Source organism: Pseudomonas sp. PA-5-4B, from assembly GCF_021606215.1.
Classification (GTDB): Bacteria; Pseudomonadota; Gammaproteobacteria; order Pseudomonadales; family Pseudomonadaceae; genus Aquipseudomonas; species Aquipseudomonas edaphica.
Genome location: NZ_WKDB01000006.1, coordinates 1 through 24,599, shown reverse-complemented (window position 1 = coordinate 24,599; position 24,599 = coordinate 1). Strand labels below are relative to the sequence as shown.

Here is a 24,599-nt window from a genome sequence, read left to right as displayed (position 1 = left end):
ATTCTGTAGGAGTACATCGTGCGTAAGTTGACTCAATTGGTTCTGCTGGCCACCGTGCTGGTAACCACCCCGGCCTTCGCCGAAATGAAAATCGCCGTCCTGAACTATCAGATGGCCCTGCTGGAATCCGACGCGGCCAAGCGTTACGCCGTGGATGCCGAGAAGAAGTTCGGTCCGCAACTGACCAAGCTCAAGACTCTGGAAAGCAGTGCCAAGGGTATCCAGGATCGTCTGGTAGCAGGTGGCGACAAAATGCAGCAAGGCGAGCGTGAGCGTCTGGAGCTTGAATTCAAGCAAAAGGCCCGCGACTACCAGTTCCAGTCCAAGGAGCTGAACGAAGCCAAAGCCGTTGCTGACCGTGAAATGCTCAAGCAGCTCAAGCCTAAGCTCGACAGCGCCGTGGAAGAAGTCATCAAGAAAGGTGCCTTTGACCTGGTGTTCGAGCGCGGCGCCGTGATTGACGTCAAGCCTCAATACGACATCACCCGCCAGGTGATCGAGCGCATGAACCAGCTGAAGTAAGCCATGACCGCGACTATCAAGCTCGGCGAGTTGGCCGAGTTCCTGGGGGCCACCTTGCGTGGCTCCAAGGAGAAAGAAATTACTGGGCTAGCCACCTTGCAGGAGGCTGGCCCAGCTCAGTTGAGCTTCCTCGCAAATCCCCAATACCGTAAATACCTGGTCGACAGCCAAGCCGCAGCCGTGTTGCTGAAGGCCGCTGACGCCGAAGGGTTTAACGGGGATGCGCTGGTGGTTGCCGACCCTTACCTGGCGTATGCCCGGGCGTCGCACCTGTTCGATCCGAAACCCAGGGCGGCGGCTGGTATTCACCCGTCGGCCGTGATTGCCGATGATGCCCAGGTTGACCCTGCGGCCAGCATTGGCGCGTTTGCCGTAATCGAGAGTGGTGCGCGCATTGCTGCCGGTGTCACGGTGGGGGCTCATTGCTTTATCGGTGCGCGCTGCGAAATCGGCGCCGATGGTTGGCTGGCGCCTCGCGTCACCCTTTACCACGACGTGCGTATTGGTGAGCGGGTTGTCATTCAGTCAGGCGCCGTGATCGGTGGCGAAGGTTTCGGTTTTGCCAACGCCAAAGGCATCTGGCACAAAATTGCCCAGGTCGGCGGCGTATTGATCGGCGACGACGTGGAAATCGGTGTCAACACCGCTGTGGATCGCGGGGCCTTGGCCGATACCGTACTCGGTAACGGCGTGAAGCTCGACAACCAGATCCAGATCGCCCACAACGTGCAGATTGGCGATCACACCGCCATGGCGGCGTGCGTGGGTATCTCCGGCAGTACCAAGATCGGCAAGCATTGCATGCTCGCCGGTGGCGTTGGGCTGGTGGGGCATATTGAAGTTTGCGACAACGTCTTCATCACCGGCATGACCATGGTGACCCACTCGATTACCGAGCCGGGTGCCTACTCTTCCGGTACGGCCATGCAGCCTGCGGCTGAATGGCGCAAAAGTGCGGCACGTTTGCGCAAGATCGACGACATGGCCCGACGCCTCAAGCAGGTCGAAAAGCGTGTCGAGGACGTGACCCCTGGCGGTAATGCTTCATCAGAAGGCTGATACCATTTCCATATCAAGTGTGCACAGCCGCTAGACTGCCTCCTTGATTTGCTAGCGGGGCGTGCGTTTAGTTCGCCCGCCCCCAATCTTTATTACAGGCTTCCCCCCGAAATGATGGACATCAACGAGATTCGCGAATACCTGCCTCACCGTTACCCGTTCCTGCTGGTGGACCGTGTAGTGGACCTCAATGTCGAGGAAAAGCGCATTCGTGCCTACAAGAATGTCAGCATCAACGAACCGTTCTTCAATGGTCACTTCCCCGCGCATCCGATCATGCCGGGCGTGCTGATTATCGAAGCGATGGCCCAGGCTGCCGGTATCCTTGGTTTCAAAATGCTCGACCTCAAGCCTGCCGACGGCACGCTTTACTATTTCGTGGGCTCCGACAAACTGCGCTTTCGCAACCCGGTCACTCCGGGTGACCAGTTGATCCTGGAAGCCAAGTTCATCAGCTGCAAGCGCCAGATCTGGAAGTTCGAATGCCAGGCCTCGGTGGACGGCAAGCCGGTGTGTTCCGCTGAGATCATCTGTGCGGAACGCAAACTATGAGTTTGATTGACCCTCGCGCAATCATCGATCCGTCGGCCGTTCTGGCCGCCGACGTTGAGGTCGGCCCTTGGTCGATCATCGGCGCAGGTGTTGAAATCGGCGAGGGGACTGTCATCGGGCCACACGTGATCCTCAAAGGTCCGACCCGCATTGGCAAACACAATCGTATCTACCAGTTTTCCTCGGTAGGCGAAGACACCCCGGACATGAAGTACAAGGGTGAAGAAACACGCCTGGTAATCGGTGATCACAACATCATCCGTGAAGGTGTGACCATTCACCGTGGCACTGTGCAGGATCGTGCCGAAACCACGCTGGGTGATCACAATCTGATCATGGCCTATGCGCATATCGGCCATGACAGTGTGATCGGCAACCATTGCATCCTGGTCAACAACACGGCGCTGGCCGGCCATGTGCACGTTGACGATTGGGCGATCCTGTCCGGCTTCACCCTGGTCCACCAGTACTGCCATATCGGCGCCCACAGCTTTTCCGGCATGGGCACAGCGATTGGCAAGGATGTTCCGGCATTTGTCACGGTGTTCGGCAACCCTGCCGAAGCCCGCAGCATGAACTTCGAAGGCATGCGCCGTCGCGGTTTCAGTGAAGACGCGATTCACGCTCTGCGCCGCGCCTATAAGACGGTTTACCGTCAGGGGCTGACGGTTGAGCAGGCACTGACTGAACTGACCGAGCCAGCAGCGTTGTTCCCGGAAGTCGCGGTGTTCCGCGACTCTATCCAGGCATCGACGCGCGGCATCACCCGCTGATCATGGCTACTCTGCGTATTGCGCTGGTGGCCGGTGAGGCTTCCGGCGATATCCTGGGCGCTGGCCTGATGCGGGCGCTCAAGGCCCAGCATCCAGCGGTGGAGTTTATTGGCGTGGGCGGCCCGCTGATGCAGGCCGAAGGTCTGACATCCTACTTTCCCATGGAGCGCCTGTCGGTCATGGGGCTGGTGGAGGTGCTGGGCCGCCTGCGTGAGTTGCTGGCACGCCGCAAGCTGCTGATTCAAACCCTGATCGAAGAAAAGCCCGACGTCTTTATTGGCATCGATGCGCCGGACTTCACCCTCAATATCGAACTCAAGTTGCGTCAGGCCGGCATCAAGACCGTGCATTACGTCAGCCCGTCCGTATGGGCGTGGCGGCAGAAGCGTGTGCTGAAGATCCGCGAAGGCTGCGACTTGATGCTGACCTTGCTGCCGTTCGAAGCCAGGTTCTACGAAGAGAAGGGCGTACCGGTGCGGTTTGTCGGGCATACCTTGGCCGACACCATCCCGCTACAAGCTGACCGCGCCGCCGCGCGCGCCCAGCTGGGCTTGCCTGACGGTCCGCTGGTGGCATTGATGCCAGGCAGTCGTGGCGGCGAAGTCGGGCGTCTGGCCAGTGTGTTTTTCGAGGCTGCCGAACGCCTTCAAGCCCTGAAGCCAGGCGTGCGTTTCGTATTACCTTGCGCCAGCCCGCAACGGCGTGCGCAAATCGAGACGTTGCTCGAAGGCCGCAATCTGCCGTTGACCTTGCTCGACGGCCAGTCGCACCTGGCTCTAGCCGCCTGTGATGCGGTATTGATTGCCTCGGGCACCGCGACCCTGGAGGCGCTGCTGTACAAGCGCCCGATGGTCGTGGCTTATCGCCTGGCGCCGCTGACGTTCTGGATTCTCAAGCGCATGGTCAAGAGCCCTTACATCTCCTTGCCTAACCTGCTGGCCCAACGCCTGCTGGTGCCGGAGTTGTTGCAGGACGATGCAACGCCCGAAGCCTTGGCACAAACCCTACTACCCTTGATCGACGGCGGCGAAGAGCAGACCCGTGGTTTTGACGACATCCACCGCACCCTGCGGCGTGATGCATCGAACCAGGCGGCTGATGCCGTACTGACCTTGATCGGGCAAAAACAGGACGCTTTATGACCACGCAAATGGGCCTGGATTTCAGTCTGGTCGCACACGCCGACGCACTGGTCGCCGGTGTTGATGAAGTGGGGCGTGGCCCGTTGTGTGGCGCGGTGGTGACGGCGGCGGTGATCCTCGACCCAAATCGCCCGATCCTCGGTCTCAATGACTCGAAAAAACTCACCGAAGCGCGCCGTGAAAAGCTCTACGACGAGATCTGCGAAAAAGCGTTGAGCTGGCACATCGCCCGGGCCGAAGTCGAAGAGATCGATGAGCTGAACATCCTTCACGCCACCATGCTGGCCATGCAGCGCGCCGTCGAAGGGCTGCACATCACACCGAAAATGGCGATGATCGACGGCAACCGCTGCCCCAAACTGGCGATGCCTTCAGAAGCCGTGGTCAAGGGGGATAGCAAGGTCCCGGCGATTGCCGCCGCCTCGATCCTGGCCAAAGTCAGCCGCGACCGCGAAATGGCGGCGTTTGAATTGATCTATCCGGGCTACGGCATCGGTGGTCATAAAGGTTACCCGACGCCCGTTCATCTGGAAGCCTTGGCTCGCCTGGGCCCGACGCCGATCCACCGTCGTTCGTTCGCCCCGGTTCGTCAGGCTTACGAGGCGCGTGAGAGTCTCAGCGAGGTTTAGTCGCGAGGCTGATGTTTTGCTCAAGGCCCGGTACAATCCCGGGCCTTGTTGTTTCTAAGTTTTTAGACAGGATCACTATGCCGGCTTCATTCGTTCACCTGCGCCTGCACACTGAATACTCCCTGGTCGACGGCCTGGTACGGATCAAACCGCTGGTCAAAACCCTGGTGGGCATGAACATGCCTGCGGTGGCGGTTACCGATCAGAACAACATGTGTTCCCTGGTCAAGTTTTACAAGAACGCCATGGGCGCCGGCATCAAGCCGATTTGCGGCGCCGACCTGTGGCTGTCGAACAAAGACCCGGATAACCCCCTGAGCCGCATCAGCCTGCTGGCGATGAATGGCGTGGGTTATCGCAACCTCACCGAATTGATCTCGCGCGGTTTTATCGACGGCCAGCGCAACGGCTCGATCATCATTGAGCGTGAGTGGGTGGCTGAGGCGAGTGAGGGCGTGATCATGCTCTCGGCCGCCAAAGAGGGCGAGATCGGTATCGCGCTGCTGGGCGGCAACCCCCAGGAAGCCGAAGTGTTGGCCCGCGAGTGGATGGACGTGTTTCCCGACCGCTTCTACCTGGAAGTCCAGCGCACCAACCGTCCCAACGATGAAGAGCACCTGCACGCCGCCGTGGCCCTGGCCGACAAGCTGGGCGCGCCGCTGGTTGCGACCAACGATGTGCGCTTTATCAAGAAAGAAGATTTCGAGGCCCACGAAACCCGCGTGTGCATTGGCGAAGGCCGGGCACTGGATGACCCGCGCCGCTCCAAGAACTACAGCGAAGAGCAGTACCTCAAAAGCGCCGATGAAATGGCCGAGCTGTTCAGCGACCTGCCTGAGGCGCTGGAAAACTCGGTCGAAATCGCCAAACGCTGCAATATCGAAGTGAAGCTGGGCAAGCACTTTCTGCCCAACTTCCCGATTCCCGATGGCATGACCATCGATGAGTATTTCCGCAAGGTGTCGTTCGACGGTCTGGAAGAGCGATTGAGCGTTCTGCTGCCCAAGGACACTACCGAAGACTACGACGCCAAGCGCCAGGTCTACGTCGACCGGCTGAATTTCGAGCTGGATATCATTATCCAGATGGGGTTCCCCGGTTACTTCCTGATCGTAATGGACTTTATCCAGTGGGCCAAGAGCAACGGCGTGCCGGTAGGCCCAGGGCGGGGTTCGGGTGCCGGGTCGCTGGTGGCCTATGTGCAGAAGATCACCGACCTTGACCCGCTGGAATACGACCTGCTGTTCGAACGGTTCCTGAACCCGGAACGGGTTTCCATGCCCGACTTCGACGTCGACTTCTGCATGGACGGTCGCGACCGTGTGATCGAGTACGTGGCCGAGAAATACGGCCGCAACGCCGTGAGCCAGATCATCACCTTCGGTTCCATGGCGGCCAAGGCAGTAATCCGTGACGTGGCGCGGGTGCAAGGCAAGTCCTACGGTTTGGCGGACCGTCTATCGAAGATGATTCCGTTTGAAGTCGGCATGACCCTTGAGAAGGCTTACGAGCAGGAAGAAATCCTGCGCGACTTCATCAAGATCGATGAAGAAGCCGCCGAAATCTGGGACATGGCACGCAAACTCGAAGGCGTGGTGCGTAACGTCGGCAAACACGCCGGTGGTGTGGTGATTGCGCCAACCAAGCTCACCGACTTTTCGCCGATTTATTGCGATGAAGAAGGCGATGGCCTGGTCACCCAGTTCGATAAGGATGACGTGGAGGCAGCCGGCCTGGTGAAGTTCGACTTCCTCGGCCTGCGAACCCTGACGATCATCGACTGGGCGCTCAAGACCATTAACCGCGAGCGCGCCAAGGTCGACGAAGAACCGCTGGATATCGCGTTTATCCCGCTGGATGACAAACCTACCTACCAGCTGCTGCAAAAAGCCGAAACCACCGCGGTGTTCCAGCTTGAGTCGCGCGGCATGAAAGAGCTGATCAAAAAGCTCAAGCCCGACTGCCTGGAAGACTTGATCGCACTGGTGGCCTTGTTCCGCCCAGGCCCGCTGCAGTCGGGCATGGTGGATGACTTTATCAACCGTAAGCACGGCCGCGCCGAACTGGCGTACCCGCACTCCGATTACCAGTATGAAGGCCTAAAACCGGTACTGGCGCCGACCTACGGCATCATCCTGTATCAAGAACAGGTGATGCAGATTGCCCAGGTCATGGCCGGTTACACCCTTGGCGGTGCGGACATGCTGCGTCGCGCCATGGGTAAGAAAAAGCCCGAGGAAATGGCCAAGCAGCGCGGCGGTTTCATTGAGGGTTGCGCCACCAACAATATCGACGCGGACCTGGCCGGTAACATTTTCGACCTGGTAGAGAAGTTCGCCGGTTACGGCTTCAACAAATCCCACTCCGCCGCCTACGGCCTGGTGTCGTACCAGACCGCCTGGCTGAAAGCCCACTACCCGGCGCCGTTCATGGCGGCGGTACTCTCGGCGGATATGCACAACACCGACAAGGTCGTGACCTTGATCGAGGAAGTGCGCACCATGAAGCTGCGCCTCGACGCGCCGGACGTGAACGCCTCGGAGTTCAAGTTCACGGTGAACGACGAAGGCCGCATCATCTATGGCCTGGGCGCCATCAAGGGCGTGGGCGAAGGGCCGGTTGAAGCAATCACCGAAGCGCGTCAGCATGGGCCGTTCGAGGATTTGTTCGACTTCTGCGCACGGGTTGACCTCAAGCGCATCAACAAGCGCACCCTCGATGGTTTGATCCGCAGTGGCGCGCTCGATCGTCTCGGCCCGTATTTCCATGATGAACCGAAGGCTTACCAGGCGAACATCGACCGCAACCGGGCGGTGCTGCTCACAGCCATGGAAGAAGCGATCAAGGCCGCCGAACAGACCGCCCGCACCCATGACAGTGGCCACGCCGACCTGTTTGGCGGGCTGTTTGTCGAGGAAGATGCCGACGTTTATGCCAACCATCGCAAGGCCAAGGAGCTGACCCTCAAGGAGCGTCTCAAAGGTGAGAAAGACACCCTGGGCCTGTACCTGACCGGTCACCCGATCGACGAGTACGAAGGTGAAATACGCCGTTTCGCCCGTCAGCGCATCATCGACCTGAAGCCAGCGCGCGATACCCAGACCGTCGCCGGCATGATCATCGCCCTGCGCGTGATGAAAAATAAGAAGGGCGACAAGATGGGCTTTATCACCCTCGATGACCGCTCGGGCCGCATCGAGGCGTCGCTGTTTGCCGATGCGTTTCACTCCGCGCAGTCGCTGCTGCAGACCGATGCCATGGTGGTGGTGGAAGGCGAGGTCAGCAACGATGACTTCTCCGGCGGCCTGCGCTTGCGGATCAAGCGGGTGATGAGCATGGAAGATGCGCGCACCAACCTGGCCGAAAGCCTGCGCTTGAAGGTCAAGACCGAAGCCCTTAAAGGCGATCAGCTACGCTGGTTGGGTGACTTGCTCAAACGTCACCGTGGCGCGTGCCCGGTGACCATGGAATACACCGGCAATGACGCCAAGGCGATGCTGCAGTTTGGTGAGACGTGGCGAATTGATCCCGCTGATGGCTTGATTCAAGCTTTGCGTGACCAGTTCGGGCGAGACAACGTCTTCCTCCAATACCGCTGACGGTCAGATACGTCTGATCTCGGCTGAACATTTAATCTCGACCTAAACGCGCCTCTCCCTTAAGGTAGGGCGCGAATAGACAACCGGCTGGCCAGGCACTCCTTGGCCGTCGACCCAAGACGGACGCTTATGAACCCGAATTTTCTTGATTTCGAACAGCCGATCGCTGACCTGCAAGCCAAGATTGAAGAACTGCGCCTGGTCGGCAATGACAATTCGCTGAATATCGGCGATGAGATCGCTCGCCTGCAAGACAAGAGCAGCACGCTCACCGAAGACATTTTCGGCAAGCTGACCAGCTGGCAGATCGCGCGCCTGGCCCGCCACCCGCGCCGTCCGTACACCCTGGATTACATTCAGCACATTTTCACCGAATTCGACGAGTTGCATGGCGATCGCCACTTTTCCGACGACGCGGCCATCGTGGGCGGTATTGCCCGCCTGGACGACCAGCCAGTGATGGTGATCGGTCACCAGAAAGGCCGTGAAGTGCGTGAAAAGGTTCGCCGTAACTTCGGCATGCCGCGCCCGGAAGGCTACCGCAAGGCGTGCCGCCTGATGGAAATGGCTGAGCGCTTCAAGATGCCGATCCTGACCTTCATCGACACCCCGGGTGCTTACCCCGGTATCGATGCCGAAGAGCGCAACCAGAGCGAAGCGATCGCGTGGAACCTGCGCGTCATGTCCCGTCTGAAAACCCCGATCATCGCCACCGTGATTGGTGAGGGTGGTTCCGGCGGTGCACTGGCCATTGGCGTCTGCGACCAACTGAACATGCTGCAATATTCGACCTACGCGGTGATTTCGCCGGAAGGTTGCGCCTCGATCCTGTGGAAAACCGCCGAAAAAGCGCCGGACGCTGCCGAAGCCATGGGCATCACCGCCGATCGCCTGAAAGGCCTGGGCATCGTTGACAAGGTTATCGCCGAGCCATTGGGCGGCGCCCACCGCGATCCGGCTGCCGCTGCTGCGACTATCCGTGCCGAGCTGGGTTCGCAACTGGCGATGCTCAAGAAGCTGGACAACGAAGCGCTGCTCAAGCGTCGTTATGAGCGCCTGATGAGCTACGGCCTCTAAGTCCTCGCAGTACCCAATGTGGGAGCTGGCTTGTGTGGGAGCTGGCTTGCCTGCGATAGCATCAACTCGGTGTAACAGATAAACCGAGTTGTCTGCATCGCGGGCAAGCCCGGCTACCACACAAGTCCGCTCCCACATTTGCTTTGTGTATGCTTGGCTGCCGTATTCCAGTTCTGCGCCGGTATTTTTGATGAGCCCGACTTTACCCGCCAAACTTCTGCAAAACCTCGCCCCTTGGCGCAACGCCCCCGCCTGGCATATCGCCTTCTCTGGCGGCCTTGATTCCACCGTCCTGCTGCACCTCCTGGCCTCCCTGGCAAACACCGAAACCCTGCCGCCCCTCAGCGCAATCCATGTCCATCATGGTCTGCAAGCTGCCGCCGATGCCTGGCCAAGTCATTGCCAGGGCGTATGTGACGAGCTGGGCGTGCCCTTGCAGGTGGTGCGTGTGCAAATCCAGTCGGGTGCCAGCGTTGAGCGTGCAGCGCGGGAGGCGCGCTACCGGGCGTTTACCGAAGTGACCGGGGCAGGGCAGGTGATGCTCACCGGCCAGCATCGTGACGATCAAGCCGAAACCCTGCTGTTTCGCCTGTTGCGTGGCGCGGGGGTGCGAGGCTTGGCGGCCATGCCGGTGCATCGCCCATTGGGGGGAGGGCACTTGCTGCGGCCGTTGCTGGATGTCTCACGCGTCGAGCTGCAAGCCTATGCGCACCAGCACCAGTTGCAGTGGATCGAAGACCCATCCAACGCCGATTCCCGATTTTCGCGCAATTACCTGCGCAATCGTGTGTTCCCGCTGCTGAGCGAGCGTTGGCCCCAAGCGGTCGCCAGCCTGGCCCGCACTGCCGAGCACTTGAGCGAAGCCCAGGGCTTGCTCGACGAATTGGCCGTCATTGACCTGCAAACCGCCGACCAGCCTTCGCCGTTTCCCTGGCTGGCCTTGCCGTCATTGGCCCTCGCTCCCTTGCGCGAATTTTCCGATGCCCGCCAACGCAATGCCCTGCGCCACTGGCTGACGCCGCTGACGCGCTTGCCCGACAGCGACCACTGGGCCGGTTGGTATTCCTTGCGGGATGCCAAGGGTGATGCGCAACCGCTGTGGCGCCTGGCCGATGGTCAATTGCACCGCTGCGGCGAGCGTGTGTGGTGGCTGCCTTCCACCTATTCAGCGTTTTCCGACACGCCGGTGAGCTGGCCCCATCCGCAAAACCCACTAGAGTTACCGGGTAATGGTCAGCTTGAACTTATCGGAGAGGCACCTGCAGGCCCGTTGGTGATTCGTTATCGCCAGGGCGGCGAAATCATCGATGTGCCTGGTCGGGGCCGGCGGGACTTGAAGCGCCTGCTGAATGAAAGTAGCTTGCCGGGCTTCATCCGTGGCAGATTGCCGCTGCTCTATCAGGGCGAGCAATTGCTGGCTGTCCCAACCCTTGCGGGGCTATGGGCCTGCTCGACTGGCAAGTGGCAATTACATTGGATGCCACAGAGGTGCGATCAAGGTTTGAGCTGATAGAGGCTTTCCGGTAGACTACGCTCCCTTCTTGATACAACTTCTGTGGATTCAACTGAATCGCAGCAGTTGCCGATTACCAAGCAGTCTTTGCTGGGCGATTCCAAAAAATGTGTAGCGATCAACGTACCGGTGTTTCATTGCTGGTCTGTCACCACGCGGCGGTTTTTTTGAAAGGTGCACTGTGATTAATGCAGGTGATCGGGGGCTTCGGCCTTCCTTCGCTTTCCCCGGCGGCTCGGACCGCTTTAACGCAGACTTCTAGGGTTTTTCATGACGCGCTACATATTCGTCACGGGCGGTGTTGTTTCTTCATTGGGGAAAGGCATTGCCTCCGCTTCATTGGCGGCCATCCTGGAGGCGCGGGGACTTAAGGTCACCATGCTCAAGCTGGACCCGTACATCAACGTTGACCCGGGCACCATGAGCCCGTTCCAGCACGGTGAAGTGTTCGTCACCCACGACGGCGCCGAAACCGACCTGGACCTGGGCCACTACGAGCGGTTCATCCGCACGACCATGACCCAGAACAACAACTTCACCACCGGTCGTGTCTACGAGCACGTGCTGCGCAAAGAGCGCCGTGGTGACTACCTGGGTGCAACCATCCAGGTGATTCCGCACATTACCGACGAAATCAAACGCCGCATCATCAAGGGTGCAGGCGATGCCGACGTGGCAATGGTCGAGATCGGTGGCACCGTGGGTGACATCGAATCCCAACCGTTCCTCGAAGCCATCCGCCAGTTGCGTTTCGAAGTCGGCGCCAAGCGCGCGATGCTGATGCACCTCACGTTGGTGCCGTACATCGCCACCGCCGGCGAGACCAAGACCAAGCCAACCCAGCACTCGGTAAAAGAGCTGCGTTCGATTGGCCTGCAGCCGGACGTGCTGGTGTGCCGCTCCGATCACCCGATCGACATTTCCTCGCGTCGCAAGATCGCGCAATTCACCAACGTTGAAGAACGTGCGGTCATCGCGCTGGAAGACGCCGACACCATCTACAAGATCCCGGGCATCCTGCACTCGCAAGGCCTGGACGATTTTGTGGTCGAGCGTTTCGGCCTGCAGTGCAATGGTGCAGACCTGTCCGAGTGGGAAGCCGTGGTTGACGCCAAGCTCAACCCTGAGCACGAAGTCACCATCGCCATGGTCGGCAAGTACATGGAACTGCTGGATGCGTACAAGTCGCTGATCGAAGCGATGAGCCACGCGGGAATCAGCAACCGTACCAAGGTCAACCTGCGCTACATTGATTCCGAAGACATCGAGAACCAGGGCACTGCACTGCTCGAAGGTGTTGACGCGATCCTCGTACCCGGCGGTTTCGGCCTGCGTGGCGTGGAAGGCAAGATCACCGCGGTTCAATACGCTCGTGAAAACAAAGTGCCGTACCTGGGTATCTGCCTGGGCATGCAAGTGGCCGTTATCGAGTTCGCCCGTAACGTGCTGGGCTGGAAAGACGCCAACTCCACCGAGTTCGATCACACCAGCGGCCACCCGGTCGTGGGCCTGATCACCGAGTGGGAAGACGCCACCGGCGCCGTTGAAACCCGTACCGAAACCTCCGACCTGGGCGGCACCATGCGCCTTGGCGCACAGGACTGCCTGCTGGAGCCGGGCTCGCTGGTTCACGACTGCTACGGCAAGGACGTGATCGTCGAGCGTCACCGTCACCGCTACGAAGTGAACAACAACCTGCTGCCGCAGATCAAAGAAGCCGGCCTGAAAATCTCTGGTCGCTCCGGTGATGGCAAGCTGGTTGAAGTGGTCGAGGCGCCGGATCATCCGTGGTTCGTGGCCTGCCAGTTCCACCCTGAGTTCACCTCGACGCCGCGCGATGGTCACCCGTTGTTCAGCGGTTTCGTTAAAGCAGCACTGACGCAACATCAGAAGAAGGCGTAAACCTGATGGCCCAGAAGATCATTCGCGTAGGCGACATCGAGATTGCCAACGACAAGCCCATGGTGCTGTTCGGCGGCATGAACGTGCTGGAAAGCCGCGACATGGCGATGCAGGTCTGTGAAGAGTACGTAAAAGTGACCGAGAAACTCGGTATCCCTTACGTGTTCAAGGCCAGCTTCGACAAGGCCAACCGTTCGTCCGTGACCTCCTATCGTGGCCCCGGCCTTGAAGAAGGCATGCGGATCTTCCAGGACATCAAGCAAGCCTTCGGCGTGCCGATCATCACCGACGTCCACGAGCCTGAACAGGCTGCCGTGGTCGCCGAGGTGTGCGACATCATCCAGTTGCCGGCCTTCCTGTCGCGCCAGACCGATCTGGTCGTTGCGATGGCCAAGACCGGCGCTGTGATCAATATCAAAAAAGCCCAGTTCCTCGCGCCCCAGGAAATGAAACACATCCTGAACAAGTGCGTGGAAGCGGGTAACGACCAGTTGATCCTCTGCGAGCGTGGTTCGAGCTTTGGCTACAACAACCTCGTAGTGGACATGCTCGGTTTCGGCATCATGAAACAGTTCGAATACCCGGTATTCTTCGACGTGACCCACGCGCTGCAAATGCCCGGTGGTCGCGCCGATTCTGCTGGCGGGCGACGTGCCCAGGTGCTGGACCTGGCCAAGGCGGGCATCAGCCAGTCGCTGGCGGGCCTGTTCCTGGAAGCTCACCCGGACCCGGACAACGCCAAGTGCGACGGCCCTTGCGCCCTGCGCCTGGACAAGCTGGAGCCGTTTTTGGCCCAGTTGAAGCAGTTGGACGAACTGGTCAAGAGTTTTCCGACGGTAGAGACCGCGTAAGCCGCGTTTCTCCGGTAAAGTATCCCACGCTAAACGCTCAGGCCTGCGGGCCTGAGCCTTGTCGCCTGCAAGTCTGCCCTGTTGTTCCACCCTTGCGGTCGGTCAAAAGATTTCCTACAGCTGCGTCGTTTTCGTCAACTTTGGAGTGTTTACAACAATGGCAAAAATCGTCGACATCAAAGGTCGTGAAGTTCTCGACTCCCGTGGCAACCCCACCGTCGAAGCCGACGTGCTTCTCGATAACGGCATCATCGGCAGCGCTTGCGCGCCGTCCGGTGCGTCTACCGGTTCGCGCGAAGCGCTGGAACTGCGTGATGGCGACAAGAGCCGTTACCTGGGCAAAGGTGTACTCAAAGCTGTAGCCAACATCAACGGCCCGATCCGTGACCTGTTGCTGGGCAAAGACCCGCTGGACCAGAAAGCCCTGGACCACGCGATGATCAAGCTCGACGGCACCGACAACAAAGGCAGCCTGGGCGCCAACGCCATCCTCGCCGTGTCCCTGGCCGCTGCCAAGGCGGCTGCGCAGGACCAGGACCTGCCGCTGTACGCACACATCGCCAACCTGAACGGTACCCCGGGTGTTTACTCGATGCCGGTGCCGATGATGAACATCATCAACGGTGGCGAGCACGCCGATAACAACGTCGACATCCAGGAATTCATGGTGCAGCCGGTTGGCGCCAAGACCTTCTCCGAAGGCCTGCGCATGGGCACCGAGATTTTCCATCACCTCAAGGCTGTGCTGAAGGCCCGTGGCCTGAGCACTGCGGTGGGTGACGAAGGTGGCTTTGCACCGAACCTGGCGTCCAACGAAGATGCACTCAAAGTCATCTCCGAAGCTGTGGCCAACGCTGGCTACAAGCTGGGCACCGACGTGACCCTGGCCCTGGACTGCGCGGCCAGCGAATTCTACGAAGACGGCAAGTACAACCTGTCCGGCGAAGGCCACGTGTTCACGTCGGAAGGTTTTGCTGATTACCTCAAAGGCCTCACCGAGCGCTACCCGATCATCTCGATCGAAGACGGCCTGGACGAGTCCGACTGGGATGGCTGGAAGGTCCTCACCGACAAGATCGGCGAGAAAATCCAGCTGGTGGGCGACGACCTGTTCGTCACCAACACCAAGATCCTGAAAGAAGGCATCGATAAAAAGATCGCCAACTCGATCCTGATCAAGTTCAACCAGATCGGCACCCTGACCGAAACCCTGGAAGCCATCCAGATGGCCAAGGCTGCGGGCTACACTGCCGTGATCTCGCACCGCTCCGGCGAAACCGAAGATTCGACCATTGCCGACCTGGCTGTGGGCACCTCGGCGGGCCAGATCAAGACCGGCTCCCTGTGCCGTTCCGATCGTGTGTCCAAGTACAACCAATTGCTGCGTATCGAAGAGCAGCTGGCAGGTAAAGCCAAGTACAACGGTCGTAGCGAGTTTCGCGGCTGATTGTTAAGTGGTAAAAGTCTAAGGATTGTGTCGGAAAGTTCACGACAGTGTGTATTTCGGCGCTAATCTGATGGCTATCAAGCACAAGCCTGGGTCTTCCAGGCTTCGTGCTATCAGTTGCTGTAGAAGTTTTGCATGGCTGTCTTTTTTTACTGGATACCCGGATTTCGATGCGCAGTCCCAATTGGTTGTTCCTCGTCTTGCTCTTGTTGCTGGCTGGCCTGCAATACCGCCTATGGGTGGGTAATGGCAGCTTTGCGCAGGTAAAAGAGTTGACCCAGCAGATTGCCGACCAGCATGCCGAAAACGAACGTCTGCTGGAGCGCAACCGCGTCCTCGATGCCGAAGTGCTTGAGCTGAAAAAAGGTACGGAGACCGTTGAAGAGCGGGCTCGCCATGAGTTGGGCATGGTCAAGGAGGGTGAAACCCTCTACCAGTTGGCCCAATGAGTAACGATTTACCGGCCTTCTGGGCCGTGATTCCTGCCGCGGGCGTCGGTGCCCGTATGGCTGCGGACCGTCCCAAGCAGTATCTGCAACTGGGCGGGCGCACTATTCTGGAACACAGCCTTGGCTGTTTTCTCGACCATCCAGGCCTCAAGGGGCTGGTGGTCAGCCTTGCTGTCGATGATCCCTATTGGCCAAACCTGCCGTGTGCCAACGACCCTCGCATCGTGCGTGCGGACGGCGGCGACGAGCGCTCGGGCTCGGTGCTCAGTGCGCTGTTGCAACTCAATGCCCTGGGCGCCAGTGATGATGATTGGGTGCTGGTGCACGATGCCGCGCGGCCAAACCTGAGCCGGGATGACCTCGACACACTCCTGGCTGAACTGGCGGATGATCCGATCGGCGGCCTGCTGGCGGTGCCGGCGCGCGACACCCTCAAGCGCGTGGACAAACATGGACGTGTGGTTGAAACCGTCGACCGCAGCCTGATCTGGCAGGCGTATACGCCGCAGATGTTTCGTCTGGGTGCGTTGCATCGTGCCTTGGCCGATAGCCTGGTGGCCGATGCGGTGATCACTGATGAAGCCTCGGCCATGGAATGGTCCGGTCAAGCGCCGCGCTTGATCGAGGGGCGTGCGGACAACATCAAGGTGACCCGGCCAGAGGATCTTGAATGGCTCAGGTTACGGTGGGCTAACCGCAGGTAGTCAGTTAAACCGTGTCGACTTCATCGCAGGCAAGCCAGCTCCCACCTTTGAAATGCATTCCCCTGTGGGAGCCGGGCTTGCCCGCGATGAGGTCGGTACAGGCGCCGAATAATCAGCCACAGTACTCCGGCCTTTCAGCCAACCCAGCCTTCAAAAAGTCCACCAGCTTCCTGACCTTTGGCGACAAATGCCGCTGCTGCGGATACAACGCCCACACCGCCGTATTCGGCGGCTGATGCGCCTCCAGCAACGACACCAGCGCGCTAGTGTGCAAATGTTCCAGCACGTAATAATCCGGCAGTTGGCACAACCCAACCCCTTGCAGCGCCGCATCCAGTACCGCCTGCCCACTGTTACAGCGCCAGTTTCCCTGCACTCGCTGGGAAAATTCGCGTCCATCCTGAGCCAGTTGCCAGATATCCGAGCTGCCGATCAGACAGTTATGCCGACTCAATTCCGACAAACTATGTGGCCGACCATACCGCGCTAAGTAGGACGGCGATGCGCACAGGTACATGCGCCGAGGTGCCAGGCGGCTGGCGACCATGCGTGAGTCTTGCAAGCGCCCCAGGCGAATCGCCAGGTCCAGCCCCTCGTGCACCAGGTCCAACTGGCGATTACTCAATTCGATATCCACGCGCAACTGCGGGTACAGCCCCATGAACCGCGTGACCAACGGCACGATGAAGCGCTCGCCGTAAGCCACCGCGCAGGTCATGCGCAACATGCCCTTGGGTTCGCTGGTGAGGTCGCCCACCGCGCGCAACGCTTCTTCACGACCATCTTGCAAGCGCTGGCAATGTTGCAGAAAGGTCTGGCCAGCTTCGGTGAGCGTCACCTTGCGCGTACTGCGATACAGCAAGCGCGTTTGCAGCCGTTCTTCCAGGCGCGCCACCTGCCGGCTGATATGCGATGAAGACACGCCAAGCCGCTCGGCCGCCGCGGTGAACTGGCTGCATTCAGCCACGGCGACGAACTCATCGATGCCTTCCCAGCGGTTTTCCAGCATGTTGATTGTCCCTGTGCAGCAATAATGTTTTGCTTTTGCCTGGATTATTCATCAGTGAGCCATGTTTTACACTCACTGCCTCAGTTTTTAACTCCCTGGAGAAACCCGGATGATCAAGTCCCGCGCCGCCGTAGCCTTTGAAGCTAAAAAGCCCCTTGAGATCGTTGAAGTGGATGTCGCCATGCCCAAGGCCGGCGAGGTGCTGTTGCGTGTGGTTGCGTCCGGCGTGTGCCATACCGACGCCTACACCTTGTCGGGCGCCGACCCGGAAGGCATCTTCCCGTCGATCCTCGGCCACGAAGGCGGTGCGGTGGTTGAAGCGATCGGCGAAGGCGTGACCTCGGTAGCGGTTGGCGACCACGTGATCCCGCTGTACACCCCGGAATGCGGCAAGTGCAAATTCTGCCTGTCGGGCAAGACCAACCTGTGCCAGGCCATTCGCTCCACCCAGGGCAAAGGCCTGATGCCCGACGGCACCACGCGTTTCTCCTACAAGGGCCAGCCGATTTTCCACTACATGGGCACCTCGACCTTCTCCGAGTACACCGTGTTGCCGGAAATCTCCGTGGCCAAGATCCCTAAAGAAGCGCCGCTGGAAAAAGTCTGCCTGCTGGGCTGCGGTGTCACCACCGGCATTGGTGCAGTGATCAACACTGCCAAGGTCAAGCCGGGCGACACCGTGGCCATCTTCGGCCTCGGCGGCATCGGCCTGTCGGCGGTGATTGGCGCGGTGAAAGCCAAGGCCGGTCGCATCATTGCCATCGACATCAACCCGGCCAAGTTCGAAATCGCCAAGCAACTGGGCGCCACCGACTGTATTAACCCGAAAGACTATGACCGCCCGATCCAGGACGTGATCGTCGACTTGACCGACGGCGGCGTGGACTTCTCCTTCGAGTGCATCGGCAACGTACAACTGATGCGCGCCGCCCTCGAGTGCTGCCACAAAGGTTGGGGCGAGTCGGTCATCATCGGTGTGGCCGGTGCCGGCCAGGAAATCTCCACCCGCCCATTTCAACTGGTGACGGGGCGCGTCTGGCGCGGTTCGGCGTTCGGCGGTGTGCGCGGTCGTACCGAATTGCCAAGCTATGTGGAAATGGCCCAGACCGGCGAAATCCCGCTGGACACCTTTATCACTCACACCATGGGCCTGGAAGACATCAACAAAGCGTTTGATCTGATGCATGAAGGCAAGAGCATTCGTACCGTCATCCACTTCTGAGGTCGGCCATGAACCTGGAAAACCTGTCGTGCCAGAAGAGCTTCGGTGGCTGGCATAAACGCTACAAGCACCATTCCGATGTGCTCGGTTGCGACATGACTTTCGCCGTCTACCTGCCGCCGCAAGCGGAGCAGGGCGGCAAGTTGCCAGTGCTGTACTGGCTGTCGGGGCTTACCTGCACCGATGAGAACTTCATGCAAAAGGCCGGCGCCCAGCGCATGGCCGCCGAGCTTGGGTTGATCATTGTCGCGCCGGACACCAGCCCGCGTGGGCCGGGTGTGCCGGGCGACCCGGACAACGCCTGGGATTTTGGCCTGGGTGCCGGCTTCTACCTGAATGCCACGCAGGAACCGTGGGCCAAGCACTATCGGATGCATGACTATGTCGTGCAGGAATTGCCTGCCTTGGTTGAAGCGCATTTCCCGGCTTCAGACAAGCGCGGCGTCAGCGGCCACTCCATGGGCGGTCACGGTGCGCTGGTGTGTGCCTTGCGCAACCCGGGGCGTTACCAATCGGTGTCGGCGTTTTCGCCGATCAACAATCCGATGGATTGCCCGTGGGGCCAGAAAGCTTTCTCCCGTTACCTGGGCGAAGAGCGCTCCAAATGGCGCGAGTGGGATGCCTGCGTGCTGATCAGCGAAGCCTCGGAAAAACTGCCGCTGCTGGTGGATCAGGGCGATCGCGACGATTTCCTTGCCGTGCAGCTTAAGCCTGAGGCGTTGCAGCAAGCGGCCAAGGCTGCCAACCATCCGCTTGAACTGCGCCTGCAGCCGGGTTATGACCACAGTTACTTCTTTATCGCCAGCTTCATCGAAGATCATTTGCGACATCATGGTCGTGCTTTGCTCGGTTAATGTGAGGCAAAAGTAGGTAGAATCACGCCCTGAATTAAATCGGGGCGTTTTTTTATGCGTATTGGCCACGGCTACGATGTGCACCGTTTCGCTGAAGGCGATTTCATCACCTTGGGCGGCGTGCGCATTGCACACCACCATGGGTTGCTGGCTCATTCCGACGGCGACGTTGTGCTGCATGCCTTGAGCGATGCCTTGCTCGGCGCGGCTGCGTTGGGCGATATCGGCAAGCACTTTCCAGACACCGACCCGACCTTCAAGGGCGCGGACAGCCGTGTCTTGCTGCGCCACGTGGTCGGCTTGATCCATGCCAAGGGCTGGAAGGTCGGCAACGTCGACAACACCATCGTGGCCCAGGCGCCGAAAATGGCACCCTACATCGAATCGATGCGCGCGCTGATTGCCGCCGACCTGCAAATTGAATTGGATCAAGTCAACGTGAAAGCCACCACCACCGAAAAGCTCGGGTTTACCGGCCGGGAAGAAGGCATCGCGGTGCACTCCGTCGCCTTGTTGCTGCGCGCATGAATGATCTGCAATTGCTGGGCCCGCGTGCCTATGGCGAGGCCTTGGGCAGCGCGGTTTTGAAGGCAACGGCTGAAGACTTCCAGGTCGACGAAGTGCTGGACATTCCCCTGAGCGGCGACGGTGAGCACCTGTGGCTGTGGGTAGAAAAGCGCGGCCTGAATACCGAAGAGGCTGCGCGCCGTATCGCCAAGGCTGCTGGCGTGCCCTTGCGCACCGTCAGCTATGCCGGGCTCAAGGACCGTCAGGCGTTGACCCGTCAGTGGTTCAGCGTGCAACTGCCGGGCAAGGCCGACCCGGACATGAGCGGGGCCGAAAACGACACCCTCAAGATCCTCAAAATGGGCCGCCACAAGCGCAAGCTGCAACGCGGCGCGCATTCGGCCAACGGGTTTACCCTGCGCCTGACGCAATTGGCCGGCGATACCGCCGCCATCGACGCACGCTTGCAACTGATCGCCCAGCACGGCATCCCGAACTACTTCGGTGCCCAGCGTTTCGGGCATAACGGCGGCAACGTGGTGGATGCCCGTGAGTGGGCGGCACGCAAGGCGTTGCCCGAGCAGCGCAATGTGCGTTCGCGGCTGCTGTCGACCGCGCGCAGCTTTCTGTTTAACAAAGTGTTGGCGGCGCGGGTCGCGGACGGCTCCTGGCAACGTGCCCAGGTCGGTGACCTGCTGGCGTTTACCGACAGTCGCAGTTTTTTTCCGGCGGGTGAGGCTGAATGCAGCGACCCGCGCCTGGCGATTCTGGATCTGCACCCCACCGGCCCACAGTGGGGCGAGGGTGATTCACCGGCCGGCGGCGCGACCCACACGCTTGAGCAAACCATTGCCGCGAGCGAGCCAGAGCTGCGCGATTGGCTGGTGAACGCTGGCATGAGCCAGGAACGTCGCATTCTGCGACTGCCCATTGGCGGGTTGACGTGGCATTATCCCGGTCCTGACATTCTGCAATTGGAATTCGTCCTGCCGGCCGGATGCTTCGCCACTGTGTTGGTGCGCGAGCTTGTTGATCTGGTGCCGGTGGGGCCGACGGACAACCCATGCGTATTCTGATATCAAACGATGACGGTGCCACCGCACCCGGTCTTGCCGCGCTTTATGCTGCGCTGCAGGATTACGCCGAGTGTGTGGTGGTTGCCCCGGACCAGGACAAGAGCGGCGCCAGCAGTTCGCTGACGCTCGACCGTCCGCTGCACCCGCAGGTTCTGGCCAATGGCTTTATCAGCGTGAACGGCACCCCCACCGACTGCGTGCACCTGGCAATCAACAGCTTGTTGGACCAGGAGCCGGATCTGGTGGTGTCGGGCATCAACCTGGGCGCCAACCTGGGCGATGATGTGCTGTATTCCGGCACCGTGGCGGCGGCCCTTGAAGGGCGTTTCCTGGGGCGCACCTCATTCGCTTTTTCGTTTGCCTCACGGCAACTGGATAACCTGGCGACGGCGGCGTATTTCGCCCGCAAGCTGGTGGAGGCCCACGGCTCGCTGGACTTGCCACCGCGCACGGTGCTCAACGTTAATATCCCCAATTTGCCCCTCGACCATATCCGCGGCATCCAGCTGACGCGCCTGGGCCATCGCGCTCGTGCGGCAGCACCGTTGAAGGTGGTCGACCCACGTGGCAAGGAAGGTTACTGGATTGCCGCCGCCGGCGATGCCGAAGACGGCGGCCCCGGCACCGACTTTCATGCGGTGATGCAAGGTTATGTTTCGATTACCCCGTTGCAGCTCGATCGCACCTTCAGTGATGCCTTCAGTAGTCTGGATGGCTGGCTTGAGGGGTTGCGTTAATGGCGCGTGAACAAGACGACCTGTTGCGTCGTGGTATCGGGATGACCTCCCAGCGTACCCGCGAGCGTTTGATCCAGCGTCTGTATGAAGAAGGCCTGTCCAACGCCCAGGTGCTGGAAGTCATCCGGCGCACGCCTCGGCATCTGTTCGTGGACGAGGCGCTGGCGCATCGTGCCTATGAAGACACTGCGTTGCCAATCGGCCATAACCAGACCATCTCGCAACCTTATATGGTCGCGCGCATGAGTGAACTGCTGCTGGCGGCGGGGCCGTTGGACAAGGTGCTGGAGATCGGCACCGGTTCGGGTTACCAGACCGCCGTGCTCTCGCAGCTGGTGGAACGGGTGTTCTCGGTGGAGCGCATCAAGGTCCTGCAGGACCGCGCTAAGGAGCGCCTGGTGGAGCTCAACCTGCGCAACGTGGTGTTCCGTTGGGGCGACGGTTGGGAAGGCTGGCCGGCGCTGGCGCCGTATAACGGCATTATCGTCACGGCGGTCGCCACCGATGTGCCCCAGGCGTTGCTCGATCAGCTCGCCCCTGGCGGGCGCTTGGTCATCCCGGTGGGCTCTGGCGAAGTGCAACAATTGATGCTCATTATTCGCGAGGACGAAGGCTTTTCCCGGCATGTACTGGGTGCTGTGCGCTTCGTTCCGCTGCTCAATGGCCCGCTGGCCTGATCATTTCTTTGCAAACAGTGAATTCTGTTGATGGGGATGTGTCTTACGGCGGGGCTTATTGAGTCAACATGATTGGAAGCCGGGTTTAAACGCGATGAATTTTTCGTTTCAGTCGTGTACCGGTAAAAAGCCAATGCCCAGTTATACTTGCGACATATTTCAAGCCTGATACAGGCATTCATGTTCGGCCAGCACAAAGGGAGCGGCGGGTGAGTCTCACAGGTCTAGCGCAGCGTATGAGTAAAACAAGTTTTCAGCGACTGGTGCTTGGCCTTGTCTTGAGTTCCTTATTGGTGGGTTGCTCAAGCTCTCCGTCCAGTGGCGCTCGGGTTGTCGACCGAAACGGTGCCAGCGCCGTGCCGCAAAAACCGACAGTCACCACCGGGCAATATGTAGTGCGAAAGGGGGACACGATGTTCTCAATCGCCTTCCGTTACGGCTGGGATTACAAGGCGCTCGCAGCTCGTAACAATATTCCTGTGCCGTATACGATACATCCCGGGCAAACCATCCGTTTCGATGGGCGTACCGGTTCGGCATCTACGGCAGTTGTGACAAAGTCCGGATCTTCGGCCTCGTCCTCAAGCAAAACCACAATCATCACCAGGCCTGCAGGCACCGCTGCGCCTACGGTTGCGAGCAAGCCGGCAGCCACGCCGTTGCCACCTGCCGGGCCGGCGCCGACCGGTTGGGGATGGCCTTCAAACGGGGTGCTGATTGGAAAATTCTCTTCAAACGGTAGTTTGAATAAAGGCATTGATATCGCCGGGGATTTGGGACAGCCTGTTTTAGCTGCGTCTGATGGGACAGTGGTTTACGCCGGGAGTGGTTTACGGGGCTACGGCGAGCTGGTCATCATCAAACACAGCGATACCTACGTCAGTGCCTACGGTCATAACCGCAGGCTGTTGGTTCGGGAGGGGCAGCAGGTCAAAGTCGGACAGACAATTGCCGAAATGGGGTCAACTGGTACAGACCGGGTGAAACTGCACTTTGAGATTCGCCGCCAAGGGAAGCCTGTAGATCCGCTGCAATTCCTACCCCGTCGTTGATGTGTTGCACAGCCTGTTCCCTCACGTAGAAGGAACAGGCTCCAGCGTTGCCAAGGATAAAGGCGTCGCTTGAGCTTGAGGTCGAACTCACCAAAGGACTATAACAATGGCTCTCAGTAAAGAAGCGCCGGAGTTTGACATCGACGATGAGGTTCTCCTTGAAATGGAGATCCTCACCGAAAAGGAATCGATGTCGAATGATGAAGGAGCTGCTAAACCTTCAGTTCGCACCAAATCCAAAAACGCCACCGCGTTAAAGCAGCACAAGTACATTGACTACACGCGGGCGCTCGACGCTACGCAGTTGTACCTCAATGAAATTGGCTTTTCCCCTTTGCTGACTCCCGAAGAAGAAGTCCATTTTGCGCGCTTGTCGCAAAAGGGCGATCCGGCTGGGCGCAAGCGCATGATTGAAAGTAACTTGCGGCTGGTGGTGAAAATCGCCCGACGCTACGTCAATCGTGGCCTGTCGCTGTTGGACCTGATCGAGGAGGGCAACCTGGGCTTGATCCGGGCAGTGGAGAAGTTCGACCCTGAGCGGGGCTTCCGCTTCTCTACCTATGCCACCTGGTGGATTCGCCAGACCATCGAACGGGCGATCATGAATCAGACCCGTACGATCCGGTTGCCGATCCATGTGGTCAAGGAGCTCAACGTCTACCTGCGGGCGGCACGTGAGCTGACACAAAAACTCGATCATGAACCTTCGCCTGAGGAAATCGCCAACCTGCTGGAAAAGCCAGTGGGCGAGGTTAAACGCATGCTCGGCTTGAACGAGCGCGTGTCTTCGGTCGATGTCTCGCTGGGTCCGGATTCGGATAAAACCCTGCTGGACACCCTGACAGATGATCGCCCGACAGATCCTTGTGAGCTGTTGCAGGACGATGATCTTTCCCAAAGCATTGACCAGTGGCTGTCCGAACTCACGGACAAGCAGCGCGAGGTGGTGATTCGCCGTTTCGGCTTGCGCGGCCATGAGAGCAGCACCCTGGAGGATGTAGGCCTAGAGATCGGCTTGACCCGTGAGCGGGTGCGGCAGATTCAGGTGGAGGGCCTCAAGCGCTTGCGTGAGATCCTCGAGAAGAACGGCTTGTCGAGTGAGTCGTTGTTCCAATAAAGACGCAGTACAAAATGTGGGAGCGGGCTTGTGTGGGAGCTGGTTTGTATCCGACGCTGCCGACGAACGATAATGGTGGGTGAGTTCTGTGGGGTCGGCGTTGTTGAACAACGAAACAGTGTTGGATGG

General features: G+C 59.5%; 23 protein-coding genes. 22 read left to right on the top strand and 1 reads right to left on the bottom strand.

Features of this window, described 5'->3' with window-relative positions:
* The first annotated feature begins 18 nt into the window (after positions 1-18).
* The 14 genes from GIW28_RS04830 (at position 19) to ispD (ending at position 16,219) form a co-directional block, all read left to right on the top strand.
* Positions 19-522, top strand: a complete 504-nt coding sequence (locus GIW28_RS04830) for an OmpH family outer membrane protein (RefSeq protein ID WP_003189173.1) — start codon at positions 19-21, stop codon at positions 520-522.
* A gap of 3 nt (positions 523-525) precedes the next feature.
* The gene (gene lpxD / locus GIW28_RS04825) at positions 526-1,581 is read left to right on the top strand and encodes a UDP-3-O-(3-hydroxymyristoyl)glucosamine N-acyltransferase (protein WP_017137148.1); all 1,056 of its coding nucleotides are present in this window, start codon (positions 526-528) and stop codon (positions 1,579-1,581) included.
* Between the two features lie 111 nt (positions 1,582-1,692).
* Positions 1,693-2,133, top strand: coding sequence for a 3-hydroxyacyl-ACP dehydratase FabZ (gene fabZ, locus GIW28_RS04820; protein ID WP_003172281.1), 441 nt, complete (start codon positions 1,693-1,695; stop codon positions 2,131-2,133).
* Entirely contained in the window at positions 2,130-2,906 is a 777-nt protein-coding gene (lpxA, locus tag GIW28_RS04815) for an acyl-ACP--UDP-N-acetylglucosamine O-acyltransferase (RefSeq protein ID WP_017137149.1), read from the top strand. The genes fabZ and lpxA overlap by 4 nt, the downstream gene beginning before the upstream one ends.
* A 2-nt stretch (positions 2,907-2,908) precedes the next feature.
* Complete coding sequence (gene lpxB / locus GIW28_RS04810; protein WP_099548557.1) at positions 2,909-4,048, top strand: lipid-A-disaccharide synthase; 1,140 nt, start codon at positions 2,909-2,911, stop codon at positions 4,046-4,048.
* Entirely contained in the window at positions 4,045-4,677 is a 633-nt protein-coding gene (gene rnhB / locus GIW28_RS04805) for a ribonuclease HII (RefSeq protein ID WP_017137151.1), read from the top strand. Before lpxB ends, rnhB begins: the two co-directional genes overlap by 4 nt.
* A gap of 77 nt (positions 4,678-4,754) precedes the next feature.
* Positions 4,755-8,276 carry a DNA polymerase III subunit alpha gene (dnaE, locus tag GIW28_RS04800; protein WP_017137152.1) on the top strand — a complete coding sequence of 1,174 codons (3,522 nt, stop codon included), beginning with the start codon at positions 4,755-4,757 and terminating at the stop codon, positions 8,274-8,276.
* Between the two features lie 129 nt (positions 8,277-8,405).
* Positions 8,406-9,353, top strand: a complete 948-nt coding sequence (locus tag GIW28_RS04795) for an acetyl-CoA carboxylase carboxyltransferase subunit alpha (protein ID WP_017137153.1) — start codon at positions 8,406-8,408, stop codon at positions 9,351-9,353.
* 190 nt (positions 9,354-9,543) lie between these two features.
* Positions 9,544-10,863, top strand: coding sequence for a tRNA lysidine(34) synthetase TilS (tilS, locus tag GIW28_RS04790; RefSeq protein WP_236445855.1), 1,320 nt, complete (start codon positions 9,544-9,546; stop codon positions 10,861-10,863).
* 273 nt (positions 10,864-11,136) lie between these two features.
* Positions 11,137-12,768 (top strand): CTP synthase, encoded by a 1,632-nt coding sequence (locus GIW28_RS04785; RefSeq protein ID WP_078741105.1) that lies wholly within the window; start codon positions 11,137-11,139, stop codon positions 12,766-12,768.
* Between the two features lie 5 nt (positions 12,769-12,773).
* The gene (gene kdsA, locus GIW28_RS04780; RefSeq protein WP_010212442.1) at positions 12,774-13,619 is read left to right on the top strand and encodes a 3-deoxy-8-phosphooctulonate synthase; all 846 of its coding nucleotides are present in this window, start codon (positions 12,774-12,776) and stop codon (positions 13,617-13,619) included.
* A gap of 157 nt (positions 13,620-13,776) precedes the next feature.
* A complete protein-coding gene (gene eno, locus GIW28_RS04775; RefSeq protein WP_017137156.1) occupies positions 13,777-15,066 on the top strand; it encodes a phosphopyruvate hydratase in 1,290 nt (429 codons plus the stop codon).
* Positions 15,067-15,236: 170 nt separating this feature from the next.
* Positions 15,237-15,515, top strand: a complete 279-nt coding sequence (gene ftsB / locus GIW28_RS04770) for a cell division protein FtsB (protein WP_017137157.1) — start codon at positions 15,237-15,239, stop codon at positions 15,513-15,515.
* Positions 15,512-16,219: a 2-C-methyl-D-erythritol 4-phosphate cytidylyltransferase gene (ispD, locus tag GIW28_RS04765; RefSeq protein ID WP_236445853.1), complete on the top strand. Its 708-nt coding sequence runs from the start codon at positions 15,512-15,514 to the stop codon at positions 16,217-16,219. The genes ftsB and ispD overlap by 4 nt, the downstream gene beginning before the upstream one ends.
* A gap of 112 nt (positions 16,220-16,331) precedes the next feature.
* Here the strand turns inward: ispD and GIW28_RS04760 are convergent, their stop codons facing one another.
* Positions 16,332-17,228, bottom strand: coding sequence for a LysR substrate-binding domain-containing protein (locus tag GIW28_RS04760; RefSeq protein ID WP_236445851.1), 897 nt, complete (start codon positions 17,226-17,228; stop codon positions 16,332-16,334).
* 109 nt (positions 17,229-17,337) lie between these two features.
* Here GIW28_RS04760 and GIW28_RS04755 point away from each other — a divergent pair, with 109 nt between their 5' ends.
* From GIW28_RS04755 to rpoS, 8 genes are all read left to right on the top strand, one after another.
* A complete protein-coding gene (locus tag GIW28_RS04755) occupies positions 17,338-18,450 on the top strand; it encodes an S-(hydroxymethyl)glutathione dehydrogenase/class III alcohol dehydrogenase (RefSeq protein WP_017137160.1) in 1,113 nt (370 codons plus the stop codon).
* Positions 18,451-18,458: 8 nt separating this feature from the next.
* The gene (fghA, locus tag GIW28_RS04750; RefSeq protein WP_236445849.1) at positions 18,459-19,304 is read left to right on the top strand and encodes an S-formylglutathione hydrolase; all 846 of its coding nucleotides are present in this window, start codon (positions 18,459-18,461) and stop codon (positions 19,302-19,304) included.
* A gap of 54 nt (positions 19,305-19,358) precedes the next feature.
* A complete protein-coding gene (gene ispF, locus GIW28_RS04745) occupies positions 19,359-19,832 on the top strand; it encodes a 2-C-methyl-D-erythritol 2,4-cyclodiphosphate synthase (protein WP_236445847.1) in 474 nt (157 codons plus the stop codon).
* Entirely contained in the window at positions 19,829-20,887 is a 1,059-nt protein-coding gene (gene truD, locus GIW28_RS04740) for a tRNA pseudouridine(13) synthase TruD (RefSeq protein ID WP_169985389.1), read from the top strand. Before ispF ends, truD begins: the two co-directional genes overlap by 4 nt.
* Positions 20,875-21,624: a 5'/3'-nucleotidase SurE gene (surE, locus tag GIW28_RS04735; protein WP_017137163.1), complete on the top strand. Its 750-nt coding sequence runs from the start codon at positions 20,875-20,877 to the stop codon at positions 21,622-21,624. Before truD ends, surE begins: the two co-directional genes overlap by 13 nt.
* A gap of 41 nt (positions 21,625-21,665) precedes the next feature.
* On the top strand, positions 21,666-22,301 hold the full coding sequence (locus tag GIW28_RS04730) for a protein-L-isoaspartate(D-aspartate) O-methyltransferase (protein WP_169850588.1): 636 nt from the start codon (positions 21,666-21,668) through the stop codon (positions 22,299-22,301).
* A 209-nt stretch (positions 22,302-22,510) separates the two neighbouring features.
* Positions 22,511-23,353: a peptidoglycan DD-metalloendopeptidase family protein gene (locus GIW28_RS04725; protein ID WP_017137164.1), complete on the top strand. Its 843-nt coding sequence runs from the start codon at positions 22,511-22,513 to the stop codon at positions 23,351-23,353.
* Between the two features lie 106 nt (positions 23,354-23,459).
* Positions 23,460-24,470, top strand: a complete 1,011-nt coding sequence (rpoS, locus tag GIW28_RS04720) for an RNA polymerase sigma factor RpoS (RefSeq protein WP_017137165.1) — start codon at positions 23,460-23,462, stop codon at positions 24,468-24,470.
* The last annotated feature ends 129 nt before the right edge of the window (positions 24,471-24,599 follow it).